Below are 18,712 nucleotides of genomic sequence, written 5' to 3'. Positions count from 1 at the left end.
ATTTAAACCTCGACACGGTACGTTCCGCCGATGCCACAGGTCGTCGTTCCGGTCAGATACCCACTCTCTGAGAACTCCCGAGCCACGCTTGCGGAGGCCATTCAGATCGCCGACGAGGAAGACGCGGACCTCACCGTCCTACACGTGAATCTGTACCAGAACAGTCACCGGGTCGACCGAACAGAACTCAAGCGCGCCGTCGAGCAGTCGTTCGGTCACGTCCCACGGACGCGGTACGTCGTCCGGTCGGGGATGCTCGTCGAAGAAACGATCCTTGACGAGGTCGCCGCACAGGACGCCGATATCGTCGTCATCGGGAGCAAACAGGTGAGCCGCTGGCGACAGATGATCCGGCGGCTGGTCGACGACCCCGATGTCGAACAGTTTCTCCGCGAGGAACTCGACTGCGAAATCGTCACGGTCCAGCCGGATGCCCAGTCCAACCGTCACTCGTCGGCGAGGTCGTCGGGGTCCTGACGTGGCGGGACGGGCGAGTCACCGGTGGCCGTGTGGGGCCGATCAACGCCGTCCAGTCCGCCCAGCCCGTTGTTGAGTGAGACGTTCATTTCCCCGCTGGTGTCGTCGAAGTACAGGTGTGAGTGCGGGTAGGCGATTTCGACGTTAGCGTCCTCAAGCCGCCGCCAGACGTTCGTCTGGACCTTCGAGCGGGCAGCGAGCAGTTTGTACGGTTCAGTCACCCAGTACCGGAGTGTCAGCAACACGCCGTGGTCGGCGAAGTTGTTGATATACACCGTCGGCGAGGCGGGATACCGGGCCGCGCCGACGCGGATGTCCGGCCCGCCGGCGATGACGTTGTCGACTTCTCGGGCCGCCGCTTCGATGAGGCTCCGCGCGACGGCGATGTCACTCTCGTAGGTGACTAACACGTCGAGCGAAAGCCGTGTCCGTGAGTCCTCCGCCGAGTAGTTGACAACGTCCCGCTGGCGAATCTCCCCGTTGGGAATGACGAGAAACGTATTGTCGAGCGTGAAAACCTTCGTGTGTCTGAGCGTGATGTCCTCGACGAACCCTTGCTGACCAGTGTCGACGAGTTCGATCATGTCACCGATCTCGTAGGGCTGGTCGGCCAGCAGGAACATGCCGGAGATGAGGCTCCCGAGGATCGGTGCCAGCACGACACCAACCACGGCCGAGAAGATAGCGACGGACAGACCGATGTCCGTCAGTCGCAAGCCGTAGATGTTCAGAATCGTCAACAACGCGAAGATATACACACTGGCGCGGATGCCGCGCAGCGCCGTTCGAGTGAGACTTGGCCGCCGGAACTGCTGAGCGACACGTCGACCGAGAAGGCGGACGAGAAGCCTGGAAACGACGATTGCCAGTCCGATGACAATCAGGGATTCCCCGATGTTCACTACCCACATCGGGATATCGAAGGGCAACAGCCCGCCGATGTCGGTTGCCACTTCCGTCGCGGTTTCGGTCGGTGTCGGAGTGGGTGTCTGCAACGGCCAGACAGGGCCAAAACGCATGACAGGGATTCGACCCCGCCACGAGATAAGGATTCCCCTCCCGAACTACTTAGCCCTCCCATCCCGTCTGCAATGGTATGTCTTCCGACGATATTTCGGTAGTCCTCTCAGACGACCGGCCACCGGTCGATACGCTGGCGGTCGGTGTCTCGGAGTACGGCCTTGCCGGCCTCACTGCGGTCGATTATCTAGCCGACCGGGATTCGATGCGCCAGGTCGGCCATCTGCGGACGCCAGGGCCGCCGTTCATTACCCCCTTCGAGAACGGAACCCCGAGACATCACACGCGGCTGTATGTCGACGAAGCAGCGTCGTTTGCCGTCTTAGTCGGCGAGCGGTTCGTGCCGCCGGCCCAGGCCGGGTCGCTCGCCGAGGCAATCGCAACCGCCGGGGAAAAACTGGACGTTTCGAACATTACGATGCTCACCGGCGTCCCCATTGCGCACGGCCCGGACGACCACGCCCCGTTCTACATCGCAACGCCAGCGTATCAGGACGCGTATCTCGACGACACCGATATCAGAGCGATGGGAAACGGGTTCCTCGACGGGCTGAGTGCGGAGCTCGTCGCGCGAGGGATCGACGACGAGTGTCCGACCGGCGTGTTCACGACGCCGACGCATCCGCAAGCGCCTGACGCCGCGGCCGCGATCAGACTGCTCACCGCACTGAAAGAGACCCACGCGATCCGGATCGATACCGGCCCACTGGAGGCCTTCGCTGCGAATATCGAAGCCCACTATCAGGCCCTCGCAGAACGGATCGACGCCGCCGATTCCGACCCATCCTTAGATGACCGGATGTATATGTAATTGCCAAAATTCGGAACGTCCGTCCACATTTTAGGGAAATAAAACTTTACTAATTCCACATTGTGGGTGAACAATCAAACATTCTGCCGACAGGTTTTTCAGCGTACAGCGCGTTCTTTTCCTTGATGACCTCCACCGAAATCTACACGGCCAGCGCGGTCGATTCAGACCCCCCACCACAGACGCGGTCCAAGACATCGCTGTTCTGCCCCGACTGCGGTCACGAGAGCGCAGTGACGGGCGACTGGACAGCCGAAGCAACCGAGAACGGTTTGCAGCTCCGGTGTCCGGAGTGTGACACCGTCGTTCAACAGCGGTAGTAACCGCCACCGGCGCAGCCATTTTTTTCTCTGTCATACGGACCGTCGTAGCTGTTTACCGAGAGTGTCAGTTCCCAGAGACTATTTTCAACAAATACACTATCGGCTGGCGGGTGATCTATCAGAGATTTTGCTGTTACCCGACTAGTGCGGTTTCGACTCCTAACTCAGAAAAAGTCGGAGATGAATATCTCAAAAATAGCGAAGAATATCGGAAGAAGAACAGACGTGGTAAGGCGGATGATTATATTTATCGATAGTGGATACAGTTGAACATCTCTAAAGTCCCGAAACTCTTGGCGCGTCCGTTGGATTTCGAGCTGGAGCTGCTGTTGACGAGATGGGTCGGAGTTTGACTCGTTATCATCAAGACTGGACAGGCGGTCTTCCAGTTTCCGGATGCGATCTTGATACGTGCCAAGCTCCCGCTCGCGGACCTCCTGTGCCTTTTTATTTATCCGATAGGTTGGGTAAATAAACGAGCCAGCGAGAACGACAGTGTATAGTCCAATTCCGAGGTACACTAATAATTCAGCTCCGGTATAAGTTGCAATCTGCAGTCCCAGTGGAATCCCCAACGAGCCGGTTGAGAGGAGAACCGTCGTTTTGATAGCAAATTCGCCAGTCGTGCTTAGTCCTCCCAGATTGTCTGGGTGTAGTGGTTCAATCACCAGTTCAACCCGGTCACTGAACTCGTGAATTGTAGCCATCATGACGATACCGGCATGCCCCCCAAATCCGGTGAATAATGCAAAATAAATAAAAAATATCAAGTACGCAACTTGCTCATGCACCGCCGTAATTCCTTCAGCTACAAAATAATCGTTTCCGACAAAGAATACCGATACAATGACCACGGCGAACGGGAGAGTTGTTACCCACCAGTACCGAGAAATGATTCTGTCGTACTTGTCTGCGATCTCCTGAATAAGGGGTTCTTGATTGGGTGCCACTACTTCATCGACTGCTTGAAAAAACGAGGGAAAGACGCGCCTATCGTAATACCACACAATAAACGGCCCAAATGTCACCGGCAGCACAGCCAAAAATTGTACCGCAAGGAAGGCTCGGGATGCCTCCGCCAAATCAATGGCTACCAGTGATGAGATGACGGGGATCCATCCCATGGTCAGCAGTGATGCCACTACCGGATTTTCAACGTGCCGGCGCCCATACTCGACGACACGACTGAACCACACCATTGTGGCATTGTATTCCATAATCTGATGATTGCCTGCTTGAATTATTTCACTTGTGTTATATCGTTGAGGTCCTTATTTTAGCCTGCCAGAACTTGTGACGCTTACCTCCCCACGCGTACCAACTAACTAATCCAGCCGAGAGTGGCTGAAAGAAGTGCAGCAGTCTGCTGTATAGATTCTCTGTATTGACCGTTTCGAATTGGGTGTGCCAATACGTCTATGCCACCATCGTTTGCCCGTAACCGTCCTACTGAGCGGTGATGCCGGAAAGGGAGTACTGCGGTCCGCCTCAGTACTCGTGGACCCCGTCGTCAGTGACGACCGTATCAAGCAGGTGCGTCGGTGTGGCGTCGTAGGCCGGGTTTGCGACCTGGAAGCCTTCTGCGGGTTCCCGAAGCACCTCCGACGGCGACCGGTTCTCGTTTTCGAAGGCGAAGGCCCCGTCGACGTACTTCGCGGCGGCCCCGACGACCGTCACCGGCACGTCGTTGTCCGCTGCCGCCGTCGCAATCGGATACGTGCCGATGCGGTTGTACAGCGTGTCGTCGACGATACAGTCCATCCCGACGAGCACGCGGTCGACCTGTGACATGAAGTGGCCGGCGGCGCTGTCGACGATGAGTGTCACGTCGATCTCGTCCCGTTCGGAGAGGTGGCGCGTCATCTTTCGACCGAGGAAGCGTGGTCGGGACTCCGTAACGTACACCTCGAAGCTATGGCCGGCTTCTATGGCGTCGTCGATGGCTGCAAGTACCGTCGAGGAGAAGTCATGCGTCAACAGCACGTCGTCGTCAGCGATCTCCGACACGGCGCGCGCAGCGGCGCGGTCTTTCGATGACTCTACCGAGTCGATAACGTCGTCGATAGCCTCGTCAGTCAGTTCCTTGGCGGTCGCCACGTCGTCGGGCTCCGCATCCGAGACGGTGTTCACGATCCGGTGCTGGGTCGTATGGAGGGAGGCGTGCGAGGGGTTTGCTCGCCGGAGGGCGCTGCTGTTACGGTCGAGTGAGCGGAGGTAGTCCTCGACCGTCGGGTACTCCCTGTCAGTCAGATCCCGGAGCGCCTGGGCGGCTTTGACTGCGACCACGGAGGAACTGTGGGTCTGCATCTCCGAGATCTCCTCGACAGTCTCGTCTATCATACGGGTGGCTGTGAGTTGAACCGATATGTGTCTTCCCCTCGCCGTCGAACAGCATTTAACGCCGTCTCACATTAGGGGTGATAGACGCCTATGGGACGGCTCAGCACTGACACGGTCGGGATGACAGAGGGCATCGGCGTCGCCGTACTCGTCGGGCTGACGCTACTCGTGACGGCGATTGTCGGGCTGAACGTCCTCGTCATCGAGGACGACGACGGCGGCGGCCCGCAGGCGAATTTCAGCTACGACTACGTCGAGGACAACGAACTGCTCATCGTGACACACGAACGCGGCGACGAGTTCGAGGCCGGGAACGTCGAATTCGAAGGGCCGAGCAAGACGGTTACCTGGGCCCAGGTGGCTAGCCGGGAGCCCGACGCGACCATTGGCCCTGGAGATATTGCACAGTTGAGCAGCGGCAACGCCTACGCGCGACGGGTGAGCGCACGGGACACGATCACGATATACCACAACGCGAGCGGGAACCGGACCCAGCTGGACCAGTGGAACGGCGCGAACTAACCGGCGGGTAGTTCTGTGGACGGACTCAGTCAGCCGAAGCGACGGTCTCCCTGTCGCTCTGTGCCGGCCGACCGAACCAGTCATCGAACGAGAGCGGCCCGGCACCCATCGTGAACACCGCCGAGGCCATTCCGAACAGCGTGATGTGCGCGAGCACCGGGTCGTCCGGCAGGCCGAACAGCGTCGTGGTGAACAGGACAAAGGAGACGGCCGCCGCCCCGCGGGTCATGAAGCCGGCGATCAACACTAGGCCGACCAGCATCTCGGTCAGGCCGGCACCGAGCACCCACATGCCGGGGTCGACGGGTACGACGGCGGTGAGGTCGTACTTTTCCACGACTAGCAGCGCCTGGCCGGGTTCGGCGAGTTTCTGGATCAGCCCCAGATAGATGAACGTCACACCCATGCCGACGCGGACGATGACGGGGACGTACTCGCGGTACGGGTCTGTTGCCGAGTCCAGAAACCGCTTGAGATGATGCACCGGGTCGACACGGCCGTAGTACGTCCCGTCAGTGCTGGCGACCTGCTGGAGCATGTGGTCGGCGCTCGGGCGACCACCGCCCAGAATCAACAGTGCCAGGAACGCGGGGACGTACTCCATAGCGAGAACGACGCCTGGGTCGACGGACAGCGCCCACCCGTAGGTCACCAGCCCAATCGTCGTGACGATACGGGTCGCGAGCCCGAACAGGAGTGTGAACCCCAGCCCGATGAACAGCACCCGAACGAACGGGCTCGTGGTCGGGTCAAACGTCACCGTCGGGGCGAACAGATACCCCTGGAAGCCCGCCCCGACAAGTGGGAGCCCAACGCTGAGTCGGAGCATCCACGGAACGAGGTCCGCGTAGCCGACGAGTACGTCCCGGAGGATGACGATATCCGCAATCGTCGGCCGGACCCAGAGGTACGCCGCGAGGCCACCAGTCACTGCGAGGCCCGAGACAGCGAAGATAGCCGCGTTCATCGGGTCAGAGAGGACGGACAGCGCGAAACTGAGCGCGTCGAGCGCGTCTCCCGGTCCCTCCGTCACGTAGTCGACGTGTGCCGCCGCGGGCCGCGGAAGGACCACGAGAGCGAGCGCGATAGTGCTAGCAATACTCTGTGTACGCGTGTCCATACTTGAGAATTCGTGGGCTAGCTACCTAATCCTTGGTCCGTTCTACGTCTCTGGACGGTTCGGTAGCCCCGCCAGCGGCCCATCTCTGTAGGCGGTGGAATTATATCCACGCCTCCACTACTTATACGGCAGTGAGCGTCAATATCGAGACACAGATCGTCGAACGCGGGGACGACGAACACGTCGACGCGGCGTGGCGGCTCAAGGAGGACATCCGCGAGTCCGACGGGGTCCTTCGACAGCGGCGGGGGTTCTTTCGTGACGCCTACCGCCGGTCGACCACCTATCTCTACATCGACCGGTCGACGGACCGCCTCATCGGCTTCGCCGCGGTTCGACGCGACGGCTACATTCTCTTTCTCGCAGTCGACGACGAGTACAGGGGCCACGGCTTCGGCAAGCGACTCGTCGCCCGCGTCGCCGAGGACTACGGCAGCGTGACCTGTCACGCCCGGGCGACGAATCGGGAGGCAATCGGCTTCTACAAACACATCGGCTTCGAGATACGGCGGCGCATCGACAACTACTACGAGGACGGCGGCGACGCCTACTACCTCAAACTCGGCGAGGACTCGATTACGGACAAACTGTCGAAGTTCCTGCGTAGCTAAGCGAACGCTTTTCAAGGGACCTCCCCAACGAGGTAGCCGATGGAAGAGCGGACCCGCGCGTACCTCCGTGGCCGGTTCGGCGACCACTACCGACAGGCGTCCGTAACGCCGCCGCCGGCCGCAAACGAACGGGAATGGGGATTCATCCCGTGGACCGAAGGCCCAGGCGAGACGATGGTCCGCCATCGCTCGCTGCTGGACCTCGGCGAGATCGAGGACTTCCTCGGCCGCCGGAAGCCCCGTCACGTCTACTTCTCCGCGGGCCGCTACGACGAACCGAGCGCCTCCACGATGTCGGACAAGGGCTGGCGCTCCTCCGACCTCGTGTTCGACCTCGACGCCGATCACCTGCCCTCCGTGGTGTTAGGCGAGGACAGCTACGCCGAGATGCTCGCCAAGTGCAAGGACGCACTGCTTCGACTGCTCGACTTTCTGGAGGGCGATTTCGGCTTCGAGGACCTGACGGTCGTCTTCTCCGGGGGACGGGGCTACCACGTCCACGTCCGCGACGAGCGCATCCGCCACCTCGAGCGGGACGCGCGCCGGGAGATCGTCGACTACGTCCGCGGCATCGGCCTGGAGTTCGACGAACTCGTCGACGAGGAGGCCGTCGCTGGCACGGCCGGCCGGTCCAGTCCGGCACAGAAACGGACGCTCTCGACGGAAGGCGGCTGGAGCGCCCGCGCGCACCGCCACATGCTCGCCGTCGTCGACGAACTGCTCGCGATGGAGGAAGCGGACGCCCTCGACCGGTTGCAGGAGTACGACGGCATCGGCGAGGGGAAGGCGACGGCGGCGCTGAACGCGGCCCGGTCGAACTACGAACAACTGGAGGCCGGCAACATCGACGTACACCCCGCGTTCTACCAACTGGCGAAGATCCTCCTGCACGAGGTCGTCGCGGCGGACAACGCGCCGATTGACGAGCCGGTGACGACGGACACGAACCGGCTCATCCGCCTGCCCGGCTCGCTGCACGGCGGCAGCGGGCTGGAGGTCCAGCGCATCGACCGCGGGGATATCGACGCGTTCGACCCGCTGGTCGACCCTGTGCCGGAGACGTTCCGGGGCCACGACATCACCGTCGAGGTGACCGACGGCGGCCTCGTCGAACTGGATGGCGATAGCTTTACACTGGAGGCGGGTAATCAGACTGTACCAGAGCACGTGGGCGTGTTTCTCATGGCCCGCGGGCGTGCCGAGAAGGGGAAGGAATGAACGTAGACGAGCTCCAGTCCGTCCAATCGCGTGAACGCCAGACAGATCAGCTCCAGCAGCTGCGCGAGACGTTCTACGAGGACGCCGGACAGTTCATCCAACAGCTCCGGACGGAGCGCGACCGCGCGGCCGAACGCGCCGAAGACCCGTTCGACTCGCCCGAAGTCAACCGCCTGACCGACGATATCAAGACCGCCGAACAGACCGTCGAAGCCATCTACGAGCGCCGCGTCGGCAAGATCGTCAAGATGGCGTCGCTGGCCGCGGCGGACATGCCGACCGAGGACGACGGCCTCACCCGGGAGGAGCGGGACCTGTTCGAGACGATGGTCGAGGCTATCGAGTCCAATCGGGGCCATGTCCTCGACGTGATTGCGGGGGAAGCCCCGACCGGCGCGGTCGGCGACGAGCCGAAATCGGACGAGCGACGGGCCCCCGACCCGGAACCACGCCAGACGGCGAACGACGCGGCAGCCGGTGAGCCCGAGTCGCCATCGACGCCGGACTCGGGCGTCGACGCGGCTGACATGATGGGCAGCGGCGGGGACCACTCACCGCCAGCGGCGGAATCCGAGGCACCGACGCCGCCGCCCGAGGTGGACACGGACAGCAATCCCACTGCCGCCGGACAGTCCAACCCGGCGGACGTGCCGGCCGAGGACGACGTTCCGGTCCCACCGGCCGAACCCGGCGCTGAGTCCGACCCCGAACCGGGAACGGACCCGACACAGGCCGACGGCGGCCGGCAGTCACCAGGCGGTTCTGATACGTCCGGGGCCGCCGACGTGGACCGACGAACGGTGCGCATTACGGACGACGTGGGCGAGATATTCGGCGTCGACCAGCGCGAGTACGACCTCTCGACGGACGACGTGGTGACGCTGCCGGCCGACAACGCCGACCCGCTGGTCGAACAGGACGCCGCCGAGCCATTAGAATAAGCCGACATGGGGGGCCCGAACGGGCCGCTGTGCGGAGTCCCGTTCGGCGCTCTGTTCTGCGGCAGCGATGGACTATTTATATAGGGTCGTTCAGTTGATACGTATGAACACGCACGTTCGCATCGTCGTCGCGCTGCTCCTCGGCGTCCTCGCGTTTGCCGTCACGACCGTCTCGGTGACCGCCGGCTTCGAACCGCAGATAGAGTTCTCACTGCTTATCGGCCTTCCCGTGGGCGTGTCAGCCGGGCTAACCGGACTGTTCGCCGGATACGTTCTGCTGTGGTACCGCGACCAAGCGGCGGGCGCGGTCTCCGAGCGTGCGGTCCGCCTTCGACTGGCCGCGCTGGCGACCATCGCGGATTTCGTCGTCGTCACCGCTGCGGGCGTTGCGCTCTACGCGTTTGCCGATGGGAGTCTCGGTATCAGCCTGCTTATCGCAGGGCTCCCGGTAACGCTACCGCTCGCTGCCGCTGTCGGCTACGCTCTGGCCGGTGGCAACCGTGGCGAACAGGGCGGGTTCCAGACGCAGTAATCAGGATCGGGGCAGCAGATTCGGCCGACGGCGCTCGTTATGGCTCCGGCCTGCTTCCGAGCGCGAGTTCGACTGTCTCCTGTGCCCCGTCACGCTCGACCAGCACGTCGACCGTCTCGCCCGGGCTGGTCTCCAGTGCGAGGAAGCTGCCAAGCGCCTGCCGCGTCGGCGTCGGCGTGTCGTTCATCCGTCTGACCACGTCACCGCCGGTGGGAATCTCCGTCCCAGAAATCGTCGTGTCCCCGTCACTTCCCTGGAGCACGCCCTCTGATGGGCCGCCGTCGACGATACGGTCGATGTACACCCCCGACGCGGGCTCCAGGTCGTTCGCCTCGGCGAGACGCGGCGAGACGCTCTGGAGTCCAACACCCATGTACGGGTGGTCGTAGTCGCCAGTCTGGATGAGTGACGGCACGACGCGCTGGGTGAGCGGGGCCGAGATGGCGAAGGCGACGTTGTCGCCGCCCCCGGAGTTGATGACGCCGACCACGTCGCCGTCCAGCGTGACCAGCGGGCCGCCGCTGTTACCCGGGTTGACCGGCGCGTCGGTCTGCACTGCGTCGGCGATGGAGAAGTTGTTCGCGCTCTGGAGATTGCGGTCGACGCCGCTGACGATGCCAGCGGACACCGACCCGGACAGCCCGAAGGGGTTCCCGATGGCGACGACTTCGGTCCCGACCGTCGTCTCGGTCTCGACAAACGACAGGGGTGTCACGTCCGGCGTCGCGCCAATCTGGAGGACCGCCAGGTCGCTGTACACGTCTGCGCCGACGACAGTAGCCGAGCGCCAGCCAGTGTCCGCGAAGCGGACGTAATACTCGTCCCCGCCCGCGACGACGTGTTCGTTCGTGACGATGTGTTCGTCGTCGATGAGGAAGCCGCTCCCCTGCCCACCACGGGTGTCGTCGGAGTACACTCTGATCGAGACGACGGCATCGGCTACCTCCCGATACACGTCGGTGTAGACGCTTTCGGACTGCGCGACCGCGTCGGCCGACGCCGACTGATCTGCGGTGTTACCGTTCGAATCACTGCTGGTCCCGGGGCTCTGACAGCCAGCCGTGGCCGCGACGGCTGTCCCGAGGGCACCTAACATCGCCCGGCGCGTGAGAGACTGTTTCATACTGGGGCGTAGGCCTGGGTTGCGAAAAAGGCACGGTCGAGTCCCTCGCCGTGACCGGTTGCTCAATAGTCGTGTACAGCGCCTTTCAGTTCCCCCGAGAACGGGCACAAACTACAATGGTCCCGATAGCATACGGGGGGTCATGGCAGAGGACTCATCGGGAACGAAAACGCCGACACCGGGGTTCGTGTTGCCCGGTCTGCGATGTGGTGTCGAGATGGCACTCGTCGGGACAATCGTGCTGCTCATCGGCCTCCCGACCGAGGAGCCGTTACGGCTGGGAATCGTCTTTCTGGCGGCGCTACTGGCGATGACTGTGGTACTGTTCTGGGCGGTCGGCCGGCATATGCGTCGTTGGATTCGCTATGCGCAGGGCAAGCCGACCCGGACTACGCCGTTTGACTGAGGATGGCGACCGTCCCGGCCAACAGCACGGTCGATGCCGACTGATTTAATAACTTATTGGCCTTATTTTATTAACTAATCCCAGCTCAGGGCCGGATATTAGCAGTTGAATTAATAAGACAGGGCAGCCTAGCGCCGGTAATGACGGAGTCCGACGGTGGTACATGTGACGCCGCGAATGCCGACGGTCCCCCGGCAGTATCGGACTCGCATGATGGGGTCCATGTCGCACAGTTATCCGTCCCCGAAATGGACTGTCCCTCCTGTGCGGGAAAGGTAGAGGCCAGTGTCCGCGAACTGGCGGGCATCGAGGCCATCGACCCGCAGGTAGCGACGGGTCGACTCACCGTCGAATACGACGAGGCCGAGACGGACGTGGACGCGATAGCGGCGCGCGTCGAAGCGGCGGGCTACACCGTCGTGGACGACGGCGGCGAGACGCTACGGTTCAGCGTCCCTGAGATGGACTGTGCCTCCTGTGCCGGCAAGGTCGAGAGCGCGCTCGGGGCGGTCGACGGTATCAGAGCTATCGAGGCGCGCCCGACTACGGGGACGGCCGTCGTCACGTACGACCGGGACGCGACGACGGAGGGGGACCTCGTAGCGGCTATCGAGAGCGCCGGCTACGAGGTCACGGAGACGACTGCCGAGGGCGAGACGGCGACCGGGGGTACCGACGAGAGCGGCTCGCTCTGGACCAGTCCGCGGGCACTGAAGACCTGGGTCAGCGGCGTGTTCGTCGCCGTCGGCCTCCTCTTCGAGTTCCTGCTGGCCGGCGCGAACACGCAGGTCGGGAGCGTCTTCGGGTCGCCACTGCACGTCGCCGACGCCCTGTTCCTCGTCGCCGTGGCGACGGGCGGCCAGGAGATACTGCGCAACGGCTACTACTCCCTGAAAAACCGAAACCTGGACATCGACCTGCTGATGTCCATCGCCATCCTCGGCGCGCTCACTGCGAGTCTGGCGTTCGGCAGGGCGCTGTACTTCGAGGCCGCGACGCTTGCGTTCCTGTTCAGCGTCGCGGAACTGCTGGAACGGTACTCGATGGATCGCGCCCGAAACTCGCTTGCGGAACTGATGGACCTCTCGCCCGACGAGGCGACGGTCCTGCGGGACGGCGAGGAGGTGACGGTCCCCGTCGACGAGGTGCGGGTCGGCGACACTGTGGTCATCAGGCCAGGCGAGAAGATTCCGATGGACGGCGAGGTCATCGACGGAACCAGCGCGGTCAATCAGGCTCCGATCACCGGCGAGAGCGTCCCGGTCGACAAGACCGAGGGCGACGAGGTGTACGCCGGGACTATCAACGAGGAGGGGTATCTGGAAGTACAGGTCACGGCGGCGGCCAGCGACAACACTCTCTCGCGCATCGTCCAGATGGTCGAGGACGCCCAGTCGAACAAGACCGAGCGCGAGCAGTTCGTCGAGCGCTTCTCGGCGTACTACACGCCGGTCGTCGTCGCCTTCGCCGTCCTCGTGACGCTGACCAGCCCCGCCGTGTTCGGGGTGGCGTGGTCGACCGCCGTCGTGTACGGCCTGACGCTGCTGGTGCTGGCCTGTCCCTGCGCGTTCGTCATCTCGACGCCCGTTTCGGTAGTTTCGGGCATTACCAGCGCCGCGAAGAACGGCGTACTCATCAAGGGCGGCAACCACCTCGAAGCGATGGGCGCGGTCGACGTGGTCGCCTTCGACAAGACGGGCACGCTGACGAAAGGCGAACTGACCGTCACCGACGTGATCCCGCTGAACGGGAACACCGAGGATGAAGTCCTGCAGTGCGCCCGTGGGCTCGAACAGCGGAGCGAACACCCCATCGGCGAAGCCATCGTCGCCGAGGCGGGCACTGCCGGTGTCGGAAGCACCGAAATCGACGACTTCGAGAGCATCACCGGCAAGGGCGTCCGGGCGGACCTCGACGGGACGCCCCACTACGCCGGCAAGCCGGGGCTGTTCGACGACCTCGATTTCGACCTCTCGCACGTCCACGCGACCACCGATGGCGGCGTCGTCACGAAAACGGCCCAGCAACTCTGTGAGCGCAACAACTGCCTGGACCTGCTGGCGGACACGGTACCGGAACTCCAGGCCGAAGGCAAGACGGTTGTCATCGTGGGCACGGACGACGAGATAGAGGGTATCATCGCCGTCGCCGACGAGGTGCGCCCGGAAGCGAAAGCCGCTGTCTCCCGGCTCCGCGACCTGGGTGTCGAGCGGACTGTGATGCTCACCGGCGACAACGAACGCACCGCGGGGGCTATCGCCCGGGAAGTCGGCGTCGACGACTACCGGGCCGAGCTCCTGCCCGACGAGAAGGTCGCCGCTATCGAGGACCTCGTGGCCGAATACGACGGGGTGGCCATGGTCGGCGACGGTATCAACGACGCGCCGGCGCTGGCGAGCGCGACCGTGGGCGTCGCAATGGGGGCCGCCGGAACGGACACAGCCCTCGAAACGGCAGACATCGCCCTCATGAGCGACGACCTCTCCAAGCTCCCGTACCTGTACGAACTGGCCAACGACGCCAACGGCGTCATCCGGCAGAACATCTGGGCCAGCCTGGCGGTCAAGGCCGGCCTCGCCCTCGCCGTGCCGTTCGGCTACGTCCCTATCTGGGTCGCCGTGCTCGCAGGCGACGCGGGTATGACGACGGCCGTGACCGGCAACGCGATGCGGCTCTCGCGGATCCGGCCGGAGAGCGGCGACGAAGTGTAGACGGGAAGGGCCGTGCGTCCCGGTCGGTGTACTATTAAGTGGACGCCGGGAGTAGCGTGCATCCGATATGGAACTCACATGGTACGGCCATTCGACGTGGCACGTGACAGTCGACGACACCGAGTTGCTCATCGACCCGTTCTTCGATAACCCCAAGACCGACACGGACCCCGAGGAACTGGACCCGGACTACGTGTTGTTGACCCACGGCCACGCCGACCACATCGGCGACGTGGACCGCTACGAGGGCTGTGGGCTCGTGGCGACGCCGGAAATCGTCGAGTACTGCGAGGACAACTTCGGCGATTTCGACGCCGTCGGCGGCATGGGGATGAACCTCGGCGGCACCGTCGAAATCGGCGACGCCTTCGTCACGATGCACCGGGCCGACCACACGAACGGCATGGACACCAGCTACGGCACGAGCGGCGGGATGCCCGGCGGGTTCATCATCTCGGACACGAAGCCGACACAGGTCAGCGACGCGGAGTCGACAACGTTCTACCACGCCGGCGACACCGGCCTCATGACGGAGATGCGCGACGTCATCGGGCCGTTCCTCGAACCGGACGCCGCGGCGGTGCCGGTCGGCGACCACTTCACCATGGGGCCGATGCAGGCCGCCGTCGCCGTCGACTGGCTGGACGTCGACCACGCGTTCCCGATGCACTACGACACGTTCCCGCCCATCGAAATCGACACGCAGGACTTCGTGAACGAGGTCAAAGGCACCGGTAGCGACGCCGAGGTCCACGTCCTCGACGGCGACGAGACGTTCGAACTTTAGTCCGGTCGTTCCACGTCGGTCACGGTGAACCGCGCGCCGCCCGCCTCGCTGTCATCCACCGACAGCGACCAGCCGTGTTCCTTCGCGATCCGGCTGGCGATATAGAGCCCGAACCCGCTGTTCTGTTTCTCCGAGGCATACCCCGCCTCGAACACTCGATCCGGTGGCGAGACGTCGACGCCCGGACCGTCGTCTGCGACGAAGAACCCGGACGACGTAGCGCCGACGCGAATCGCAACGTCGGAGCCGCCGTGCTCGATGGCGTTCGATAGCAGGATCTCCAGGAACAGCCGCATCGATTCCGCGTCCGCCAGCAGTCGCCTGTCCGACGTGACTTCGAGCGACGACGTTTCGAGCGACAACGAACTCCACACGTCCCAGACGACCGTCGAGAGCCGCAGTTGTTCGGGCGTGAACTCAGGCGAGTTGTTCGAAGCCAGCGAGACGACCTTGTCGACGATGGCGGCGAGCTGGTCGATAGAGCTCTCGACGGCCTCCATGTGCTCGTCGTCGACGTCGATTTGCGAGAGGTGGCCGGTCGACACTTGGAGTTCGTTGCGGAGTTCGTGTGCGGCAAGCAGCGCCACCTTCCGGAGGCGTTCGTTCTGCTGCCTGAGGAGGCGCTCGCGTTCCCGCTGGTCGGTGATGTCCTGGGTGATACCGATCAGACCGGCCAGTTCACCGGTCTCGTCGTGCCAGGGGACCTTCGACGTCCGGAGGTGTTTCTCCATCGACGGGGAGAACTCGTGGACGTCCAGTACGTCGGTCCCGTCGTTGATGACCTGCAGGTCGTCGCCGCGGGCGGCCTCCAGATACGCCGTCCCGGCGGGTAATCCGTCTTCGTCTCGCCGGCCGAGCAGCTCCGGGGGTGCGTACGACGAATCGTTAAGCAGCACGTAATGCCTGTCAGTGTCCTTCACGAACAGGTGTTCGGAGTTCCGTTCGAACATCGTGGCGAGAATCGTCTCGGGGCGTGAAACCGGACGGGCAGCCATGGTCTCGCCCCTGTCGAGTGCCTCACCGACTGCGGCAGCCAGTGCCGGCGACCCGAGATCGTCGTCGGCGACCGCCTGGATGTGGTCTCCGCGGTCCGCTTCACTCCCGTACATAATCACGGGGAGGTTCGGGTAGAGGCCGGTGGCCGCCTCCGCCAGATGGCCGCCCGCCATGGCACCACACGTCACCGGGACGACGAGGCAGTCAGTCGCAGTACGTAGCAGTGTCGTATCGACGCGTTCGGGTTCGGTCGTGCGGACCGTTGCGTCGATTGCCGCCTGTTCGAGCGCCGCCTGTAACCGCTCTCCGGCAGCAGTCTCGGCAGCGACGAGGAGGACAGTCGGCGGGGACATCAACACCACCACGGTTTGAACCGGGGTTGTAAATAGGTTTAGCAGTCATGAAAATAAGGGAACAGGAAGCGACCATGGGCCGAGCCCACTGGCATCGATACCGGAGGCCGCTATCTACAGTGACAGCCCGTTTCCTGACTCGTCCTGATACGCGGGCTTTCAGGGCGCTATCGGGTTATGGCCTAGCTTGGATACGTGGATTCCGGCCAGCGAGTGGTGCGGTGGCCCCTCCTGGCAGAGTTCGTCGGGGGCAGCGGTTCCACTCCTGATTTCTAATTGAAATGATCCACAACATCCGAGTATCCGGACGACGTACTGTCAGGTGTGTCCGAAACGTACGTCTGCGCCCGGTGCCAGGACGCCGTCGAGCGAAACTTCGAGGTCCGGTCGATCATCAGGACCTGTGGCGAGTGCGGCGAGAACGGTCGGTTCCTCCACAGGTCGCTAGTCGAGTCGCTCTCTGAAATCGCCGCGGAGAACCGACCGGACGGCTGGGAGCAGATGACACTGGACGAGCAATTCGAAGCGGCACTCAAAGAAGGGCTCATCACGGTCACACGGAAGTGAGTTCGTACCGTCGCGCTGACGGCTTCGTTCAGCTCTGACGGCGACCTGATTTTGGCGGCGTGGTTCGTCAGTTGACCCGATAGCCTACGTCACTGTAGTTGGCTCCTCAGTCCCACTTCGCGCCGGGGTTCGTCACCGCACCGTTAGCGGCGGAGCCGAAGTCGCTGTGGTACTTCGCCAGCACGCCGCTGTCGTACGTCGGTTCTGGGTCGTAGTCTTCGAGGCGCTGCTCCATCTCGGCCTCGGTGAGATCGACTGACAGTTCGTGGTTGTCGATGTCGATAGTGACGGTGTCGCCGTCCTCCAGGGCGGCGATCGGGCCGCCGACGAATGCCTCGGGCGCGACGTGACCGATGGAGAAGCCGCGGGTCGCACCGGAGAACCGGCCGTCGGTGAAAAGCGCCACGTCCTCAGCGTGGCCCTGGCCGGCGACGGCCGAGGTGACGCCCAGCATCTCGCGCATGCCGGGACCGCCCTGCGGTCCCTCGTTGCGGATGCAGATCACGTCGCCGGACTCGACGTGACCCTCCTGCACGTACTCCATGGCCCCTTCCTCCTGCTCGAACACGCGGACCGGCCCCTCGTGGTGGAGGTGGTCCTCGCCGGTGATCTTGATGACCGCGCCGTCGGGCGCGAGGTTGCCCGAGAGGATGCGGATCGCGCCGCGCTCGTGGATCGGGTCCTCGACCGTGTGGAGGTAGTCCACGCCGAGGTCCTCGATTGCAGGCGGGTCGATACGTTCGAGTTCTTCCTCGATTGTGTTGCCAGTGACGGTGAGTTCGTCACCGTGGAGCAGGCCGGCGTCGTTCAGCGCCTTCAGCACGACCGGGACGCCGCCGACCTCGTGGAGGTCGTTCATGACCTTCTCGCCGCCGGGCTGGAGGTCGGCGATCTTGGGCGTCCGGGCGCTGATCTCGTTGAACGTCTCGATGTCGAGATCGATGCCGGCCTCCGCGGCGAGCGCGAGCAGGTGGAGGACGGCGTTGGTCGAGCCGCCGACCGCGACCTGCAGGGCGATGGCGTTCTCGAAGGACTCGCGGGTGAGGAAATCCGAGGGACTGCGGCGTTCCTGAACCACCTCGACGGCGAGTTCGCCGGCCCGGCGGGCCTCCTCGTAGCGGGACTCGTGTTCGGCCGGCGGGGAGGCCGACCCCAGCGGCGCGAAGCCGAGCGCCTCGGAGATAGACGCCATCGTGTTGGCGGTGAACATCCCGCCACAGGAGCCCGCGCCGGGGCAGGCGTGCCGTTCCATCTCGTCGAGTTCGCCCTCGCTCATTTCCCCGTCGGCGACCGCGCCCACGCCCTCGAAGACGTTCTGGATGGTGACCTCGCGGCCGTCGTGCTCGCCGGGCATGATGGACCCGCCATAGAGGAAGACGCTGGGCAGGTCCGTCCGGATGGCGGCCATCATCATCCCGGGCATGTTCTTGTCACAGCCGCCGATGGTGACGATGCCGTCCATGCGCTCGCCGAAGGTGACGAGTTCGACGGAATCGGCGATGATTTCGCGGGAGATGAGTGACGCCTTCATCCCCTCGGTTCCCATCGAGATGGCGTCGGAGATGGTGATCGTGCCGAACTCGATGGGCATCCCCTCCGTGTCGTCGATACCGTCGTAGGCAGCATCGGCCACGTCGTCCAGATGGACGTTACACGGGGTGATGTCGGCGGCCGGGTTCGCGATGCCGATCATCGGCGAGGACAGGTCCTCGTCGTCGTACCCCATCGCGCGGAACATCGCGCGGTGGGGTGCCTTCTCGTATCCCTCCGTCACCTCGGTACTCCGGAGATCCGGGTCCTTCTCCGGACGCTCTTGCCGTTCCTGCTTGCTCATATTTGAGCGACGCCGTGGGC

General features: G+C 63.5%; 19 protein-coding genes. 12 read left to right on the top strand and 7 right to left on the bottom strand.

From position 1 onward, the window contains the following. The first annotated feature begins 30 nt into the window (after positions 1-30). Positions 31-477 carry a universal stress protein gene (locus ACOZ4H_RS13055; protein WP_424329687.1) on the top strand — a complete coding sequence of 149 codons (447 nt, stop codon included), beginning with the start codon at positions 31-33 and terminating at the stop codon, positions 475-477. Here ACOZ4H_RS13055 and ACOZ4H_RS13050 read toward each other — a convergent pair. After that, a complete protein-coding gene (locus ACOZ4H_RS13050; protein ID WP_424329686.1) occupies positions 447-1,496 on the bottom strand; it encodes a mechanosensitive ion channel family protein in 1,050 nt (349 codons plus the stop codon). The genes ACOZ4H_RS13055 and ACOZ4H_RS13050 overlap by 31 nt on opposite strands. Before the next feature lie 77 nt (positions 1,497-1,573). Here ACOZ4H_RS13050 and ACOZ4H_RS13045 point away from each other — a divergent pair, with 77 nt between their 5' ends. Both ACOZ4H_RS13045 and ACOZ4H_RS13040 read left to right on the top strand, forming a co-directional pair. Beyond that, complete coding sequence (locus ACOZ4H_RS13045) at positions 1,574-2,308, top strand: proteasome assembly chaperone family protein (protein ID WP_424329685.1); 735 nt, start codon at positions 1,574-1,576, stop codon at positions 2,306-2,308. Between the two features lie 125 nt (positions 2,309-2,433). Further along, positions 2,434-2,628, top strand: a complete 195-nt coding sequence (locus ACOZ4H_RS13040; RefSeq protein WP_424329684.1) for a hypothetical protein — start codon at positions 2,434-2,436, stop codon at positions 2,626-2,628. A 167-nt stretch (positions 2,629-2,795) separates the two neighbouring features. On the opposite strand, the gene ACOZ4H_RS13035 is transcribed toward ACOZ4H_RS13040, so the two are convergent. Further along, positions 2,796-3,848, bottom strand: coding sequence for an ABC transporter C-terminal domain-containing protein (locus tag ACOZ4H_RS13035; RefSeq protein WP_424329683.1), 1,053 nt, complete (start codon positions 3,846-3,848; stop codon positions 2,796-2,798). A 271-nt stretch (positions 3,849-4,119) separates the two neighbouring features. Next, the gene (locus ACOZ4H_RS13030) at positions 4,120-4,971 is read right to left on the bottom strand and encodes a translation initiation factor eIF-2B (RefSeq protein ID WP_424329682.1); all 852 of its coding nucleotides are present in this window, start codon (positions 4,969-4,971) and stop codon (positions 4,120-4,122) included. A 90-nt stretch (positions 4,972-5,061) separates the two neighbouring features. On the opposite strand from ACOZ4H_RS13030, the gene ACOZ4H_RS13025 reads away from it, so the two are divergent. Further along, positions 5,062-5,493 (top strand): type IV pilin, encoded by a 432-nt coding sequence (locus ACOZ4H_RS13025; protein WP_424329681.1) that lies wholly within the window; start codon positions 5,062-5,064, stop codon positions 5,491-5,493. 25 nt (positions 5,494-5,518) lie between these two features. On the opposite strand, the gene ACOZ4H_RS13020 is transcribed toward ACOZ4H_RS13025, so the two are convergent. Beyond that, complete coding sequence (locus tag ACOZ4H_RS13020; protein ID WP_424329680.1) at positions 5,519-6,613, bottom strand: DoxX family protein; 1,095 nt, start codon at positions 6,611-6,613, stop codon at positions 5,519-5,521. A 131-nt stretch (positions 6,614-6,744) separates the two neighbouring features. Between ACOZ4H_RS13020 and ACOZ4H_RS13015 the strand changes: the two genes are divergently transcribed. The 4 genes from ACOZ4H_RS13015 (at position 6,745) to ACOZ4H_RS13000 (ending at position 9,915) form a co-directional block, all read left to right on the top strand. Further along, entirely contained in the window at positions 6,745-7,224 is a 480-nt protein-coding gene (locus ACOZ4H_RS13015; RefSeq protein WP_424329679.1) for a GNAT family N-acetyltransferase, read from the top strand. A gap of 39 nt (positions 7,225-7,263) precedes the next feature. After that, positions 7,264-8,442 carry a DNA primase small subunit PriS gene (gene priS / locus ACOZ4H_RS13010; protein WP_424329678.1) on the top strand — a complete coding sequence of 393 codons (1,179 nt, stop codon included), beginning with the start codon at positions 7,264-7,266 and terminating at the stop codon, positions 8,440-8,442. Next, positions 8,439-9,383: a hypothetical protein gene (locus ACOZ4H_RS13005; protein ID WP_424329677.1), complete on the top strand. Its 945-nt coding sequence runs from the start codon at positions 8,439-8,441 to the stop codon at positions 9,381-9,383. Before priS ends, ACOZ4H_RS13005 begins: the two co-directional genes overlap by 4 nt. Positions 9,384-9,486: 103 nt before the next feature. Continuing rightward, positions 9,487-9,915: a hypothetical protein gene (locus tag ACOZ4H_RS13000; RefSeq protein ID WP_424329676.1), complete on the top strand. Its 429-nt coding sequence runs from the start codon at positions 9,487-9,489 to the stop codon at positions 9,913-9,915. A gap of 37 nt (positions 9,916-9,952) precedes the next feature. Here ACOZ4H_RS13000 and ACOZ4H_RS12995 read toward each other — a convergent pair whose 3' ends face one another. Next, positions 9,953-11,038: a S1C family serine protease gene (locus tag ACOZ4H_RS12995; protein ID WP_424329675.1), complete on the bottom strand. Its 1,086-nt coding sequence runs from the start codon at positions 11,036-11,038 to the stop codon at positions 9,953-9,955. Positions 11,039-11,180: 142 nt separating this feature from the next. On the opposite strand from ACOZ4H_RS12995, the gene ACOZ4H_RS12990 reads away from it, so the two are divergent. From ACOZ4H_RS12990 to ACOZ4H_RS12980, 3 genes are all read left to right on the top strand, one after another. Continuing rightward, positions 11,181-11,444 carry a hypothetical protein gene (locus tag ACOZ4H_RS12990; RefSeq protein WP_424329674.1) on the top strand — a complete coding sequence of 88 codons (264 nt, stop codon included), beginning with the start codon at positions 11,181-11,183 and terminating at the stop codon, positions 11,442-11,444. A gap of 140 nt (positions 11,445-11,584) precedes the next feature. Continuing rightward, a complete protein-coding gene (locus ACOZ4H_RS12985; RefSeq protein WP_424329673.1) occupies positions 11,585-14,155 on the top strand; it encodes a heavy metal translocating P-type ATPase in 2,571 nt (856 codons plus the stop codon). Positions 14,156-14,222: 67 nt separating this feature from the next. Then, positions 14,223-14,942: a metal-dependent hydrolase gene (locus ACOZ4H_RS12980; RefSeq protein ID WP_424329672.1), complete on the top strand. Its 720-nt coding sequence runs from the start codon at positions 14,223-14,225 to the stop codon at positions 14,940-14,942. Here ACOZ4H_RS12980 and ACOZ4H_RS12975 read toward each other — a convergent pair. Next, complete coding sequence (locus ACOZ4H_RS12975; protein ID WP_424329671.1) at positions 14,939-16,291, bottom strand: ATP-binding protein; 1,353 nt, start codon at positions 16,289-16,291, stop codon at positions 14,939-14,941. The two genes, ACOZ4H_RS12980 and ACOZ4H_RS12975, sit on opposite strands and share 4 nt — an antisense overlap. Before the next feature lie 324 nt (positions 16,292-16,615). Here ACOZ4H_RS12975 and ACOZ4H_RS12970 point away from each other — a divergent pair, with 324 nt between their 5' ends. Then, positions 16,616-16,858, top strand: coding sequence for a hypothetical protein (locus ACOZ4H_RS12970; RefSeq protein ID WP_424329670.1), 243 nt, complete (start codon positions 16,616-16,618; stop codon positions 16,856-16,858). 106 nt (positions 16,859-16,964) lie between these two features. On the opposite strand, the gene ilvD is transcribed toward ACOZ4H_RS12970, so the two are convergent. Beyond that, complete coding sequence (ilvD, locus tag ACOZ4H_RS12965; protein WP_424329669.1) at positions 16,965-18,692, bottom strand: dihydroxy-acid dehydratase; 1,728 nt, start codon at positions 18,690-18,692, stop codon at positions 16,965-16,967. Between the last annotated feature and the right edge of the window lie 20 nt (positions 18,693-18,712).

This window comes from Haloarcula amylolytica, assembly GCF_049705545.1.
In the GTDB taxonomy this organism is placed as follows: domain Archaea; phylum Halobacteriota; class Halobacteria; order Halobacteriales; family Haloarculaceae; genus Haloarcula; species Haloarcula amylolytica_B.
The sequence above is the reverse complement of the archived record's forward strand: the minus strand, read 5'-3'. Positions and strand labels throughout refer to the sequence as shown.

Bases quoted from the DNA above. Each gene is read 5' to 3' on its own strand.
- ACOZ4H_RS13055 (WP_424329687.1), top strand. From the start codon at position 31: ATGCCACAGGTCGTCGTTCCGGTCAGATACCCACTCTCTGAGAACTCC.
- ACOZ4H_RS13050 (WP_424329686.1), bottom strand. From the start codon at position 1,496: ATGCGTTTTGGCCCTGTCTGGCCGTTGCAGACACCCACTCCGACACCG.
- ACOZ4H_RS13045 (WP_424329685.1), top strand. From the start codon at position 1,574: ATGTCTTCCGACGATATTTCGGTAGTCCTCTCAGACGACCGGCCACCG.
- ACOZ4H_RS13040 (WP_424329684.1), top strand. From the start codon at position 2,434: ATGACCTCCACCGAAATCTACACGGCCAGCGCGGTCGATTCAGACCCC.
- ACOZ4H_RS13035 (WP_424329683.1), bottom strand. From the start codon at position 3,848: ATGGAATACAATGCCACAATGGTGTGGTTCAGTCGTGTCGTCGAGTAT.
- ACOZ4H_RS13030 (WP_424329682.1), bottom strand. From the start codon at position 4,971: ATGATAGACGAGACTGTCGAGGAGATCTCGGAGATGCAGACCCACAGT.
- ACOZ4H_RS13025 (WP_424329681.1), top strand. From the start codon at position 5,062: ATGGGACGGCTCAGCACTGACACGGTCGGGATGACAGAGGGCATCGGC.
- ACOZ4H_RS13020 (WP_424329680.1), bottom strand. From the start codon at position 6,613: ATGGACACGCGTACACAGAGTATTGCTAGCACTATCGCGCTCGCTCTC.
- priS (WP_424329678.1), top strand. From the start codon at position 7,264: ATGGAAGAGCGGACCCGCGCGTACCTCCGTGGCCGGTTCGGCGACCAC.
- ACOZ4H_RS13005 (WP_424329677.1), top strand. From the start codon at position 8,439: ATGAACGTAGACGAGCTCCAGTCCGTCCAATCGCGTGAACGCCAGACA.
- ACOZ4H_RS13000 (WP_424329676.1), top strand. From the start codon at position 9,487: ATGAACACGCACGTTCGCATCGTCGTCGCGCTGCTCCTCGGCGTCCTC.
- ACOZ4H_RS12995 (WP_424329675.1), bottom strand. From the start codon at position 11,038: ATGAAACAGTCTCTCACGCGCCGGGCGATGTTAGGTGCCCTCGGGACA.
- ACOZ4H_RS12990 (WP_424329674.1), top strand. From the start codon at position 11,181: ATGGCAGAGGACTCATCGGGAACGAAAACGCCGACACCGGGGTTCGTG.
- ACOZ4H_RS12985 (WP_424329673.1), top strand. From the start codon at position 11,585: ATGACGGAGTCCGACGGTGGTACATGTGACGCCGCGAATGCCGACGGT.
- ACOZ4H_RS12980 (WP_424329672.1), top strand. From the start codon at position 14,223: ATGGAACTCACATGGTACGGCCATTCGACGTGGCACGTGACAGTCGAC.
- ACOZ4H_RS12975 (WP_424329671.1), bottom strand. From the start codon at position 16,291: ATGTCCCCGCCGACTGTCCTCCTCGTCGCTGCCGAGACTGCTGCCGGA.
- ilvD (WP_424329669.1), bottom strand. From the start codon at position 18,692: ATGAGCAAGCAGGAACGGCAAGAGCGTCCGGAGAAGGACCCGGATCTC.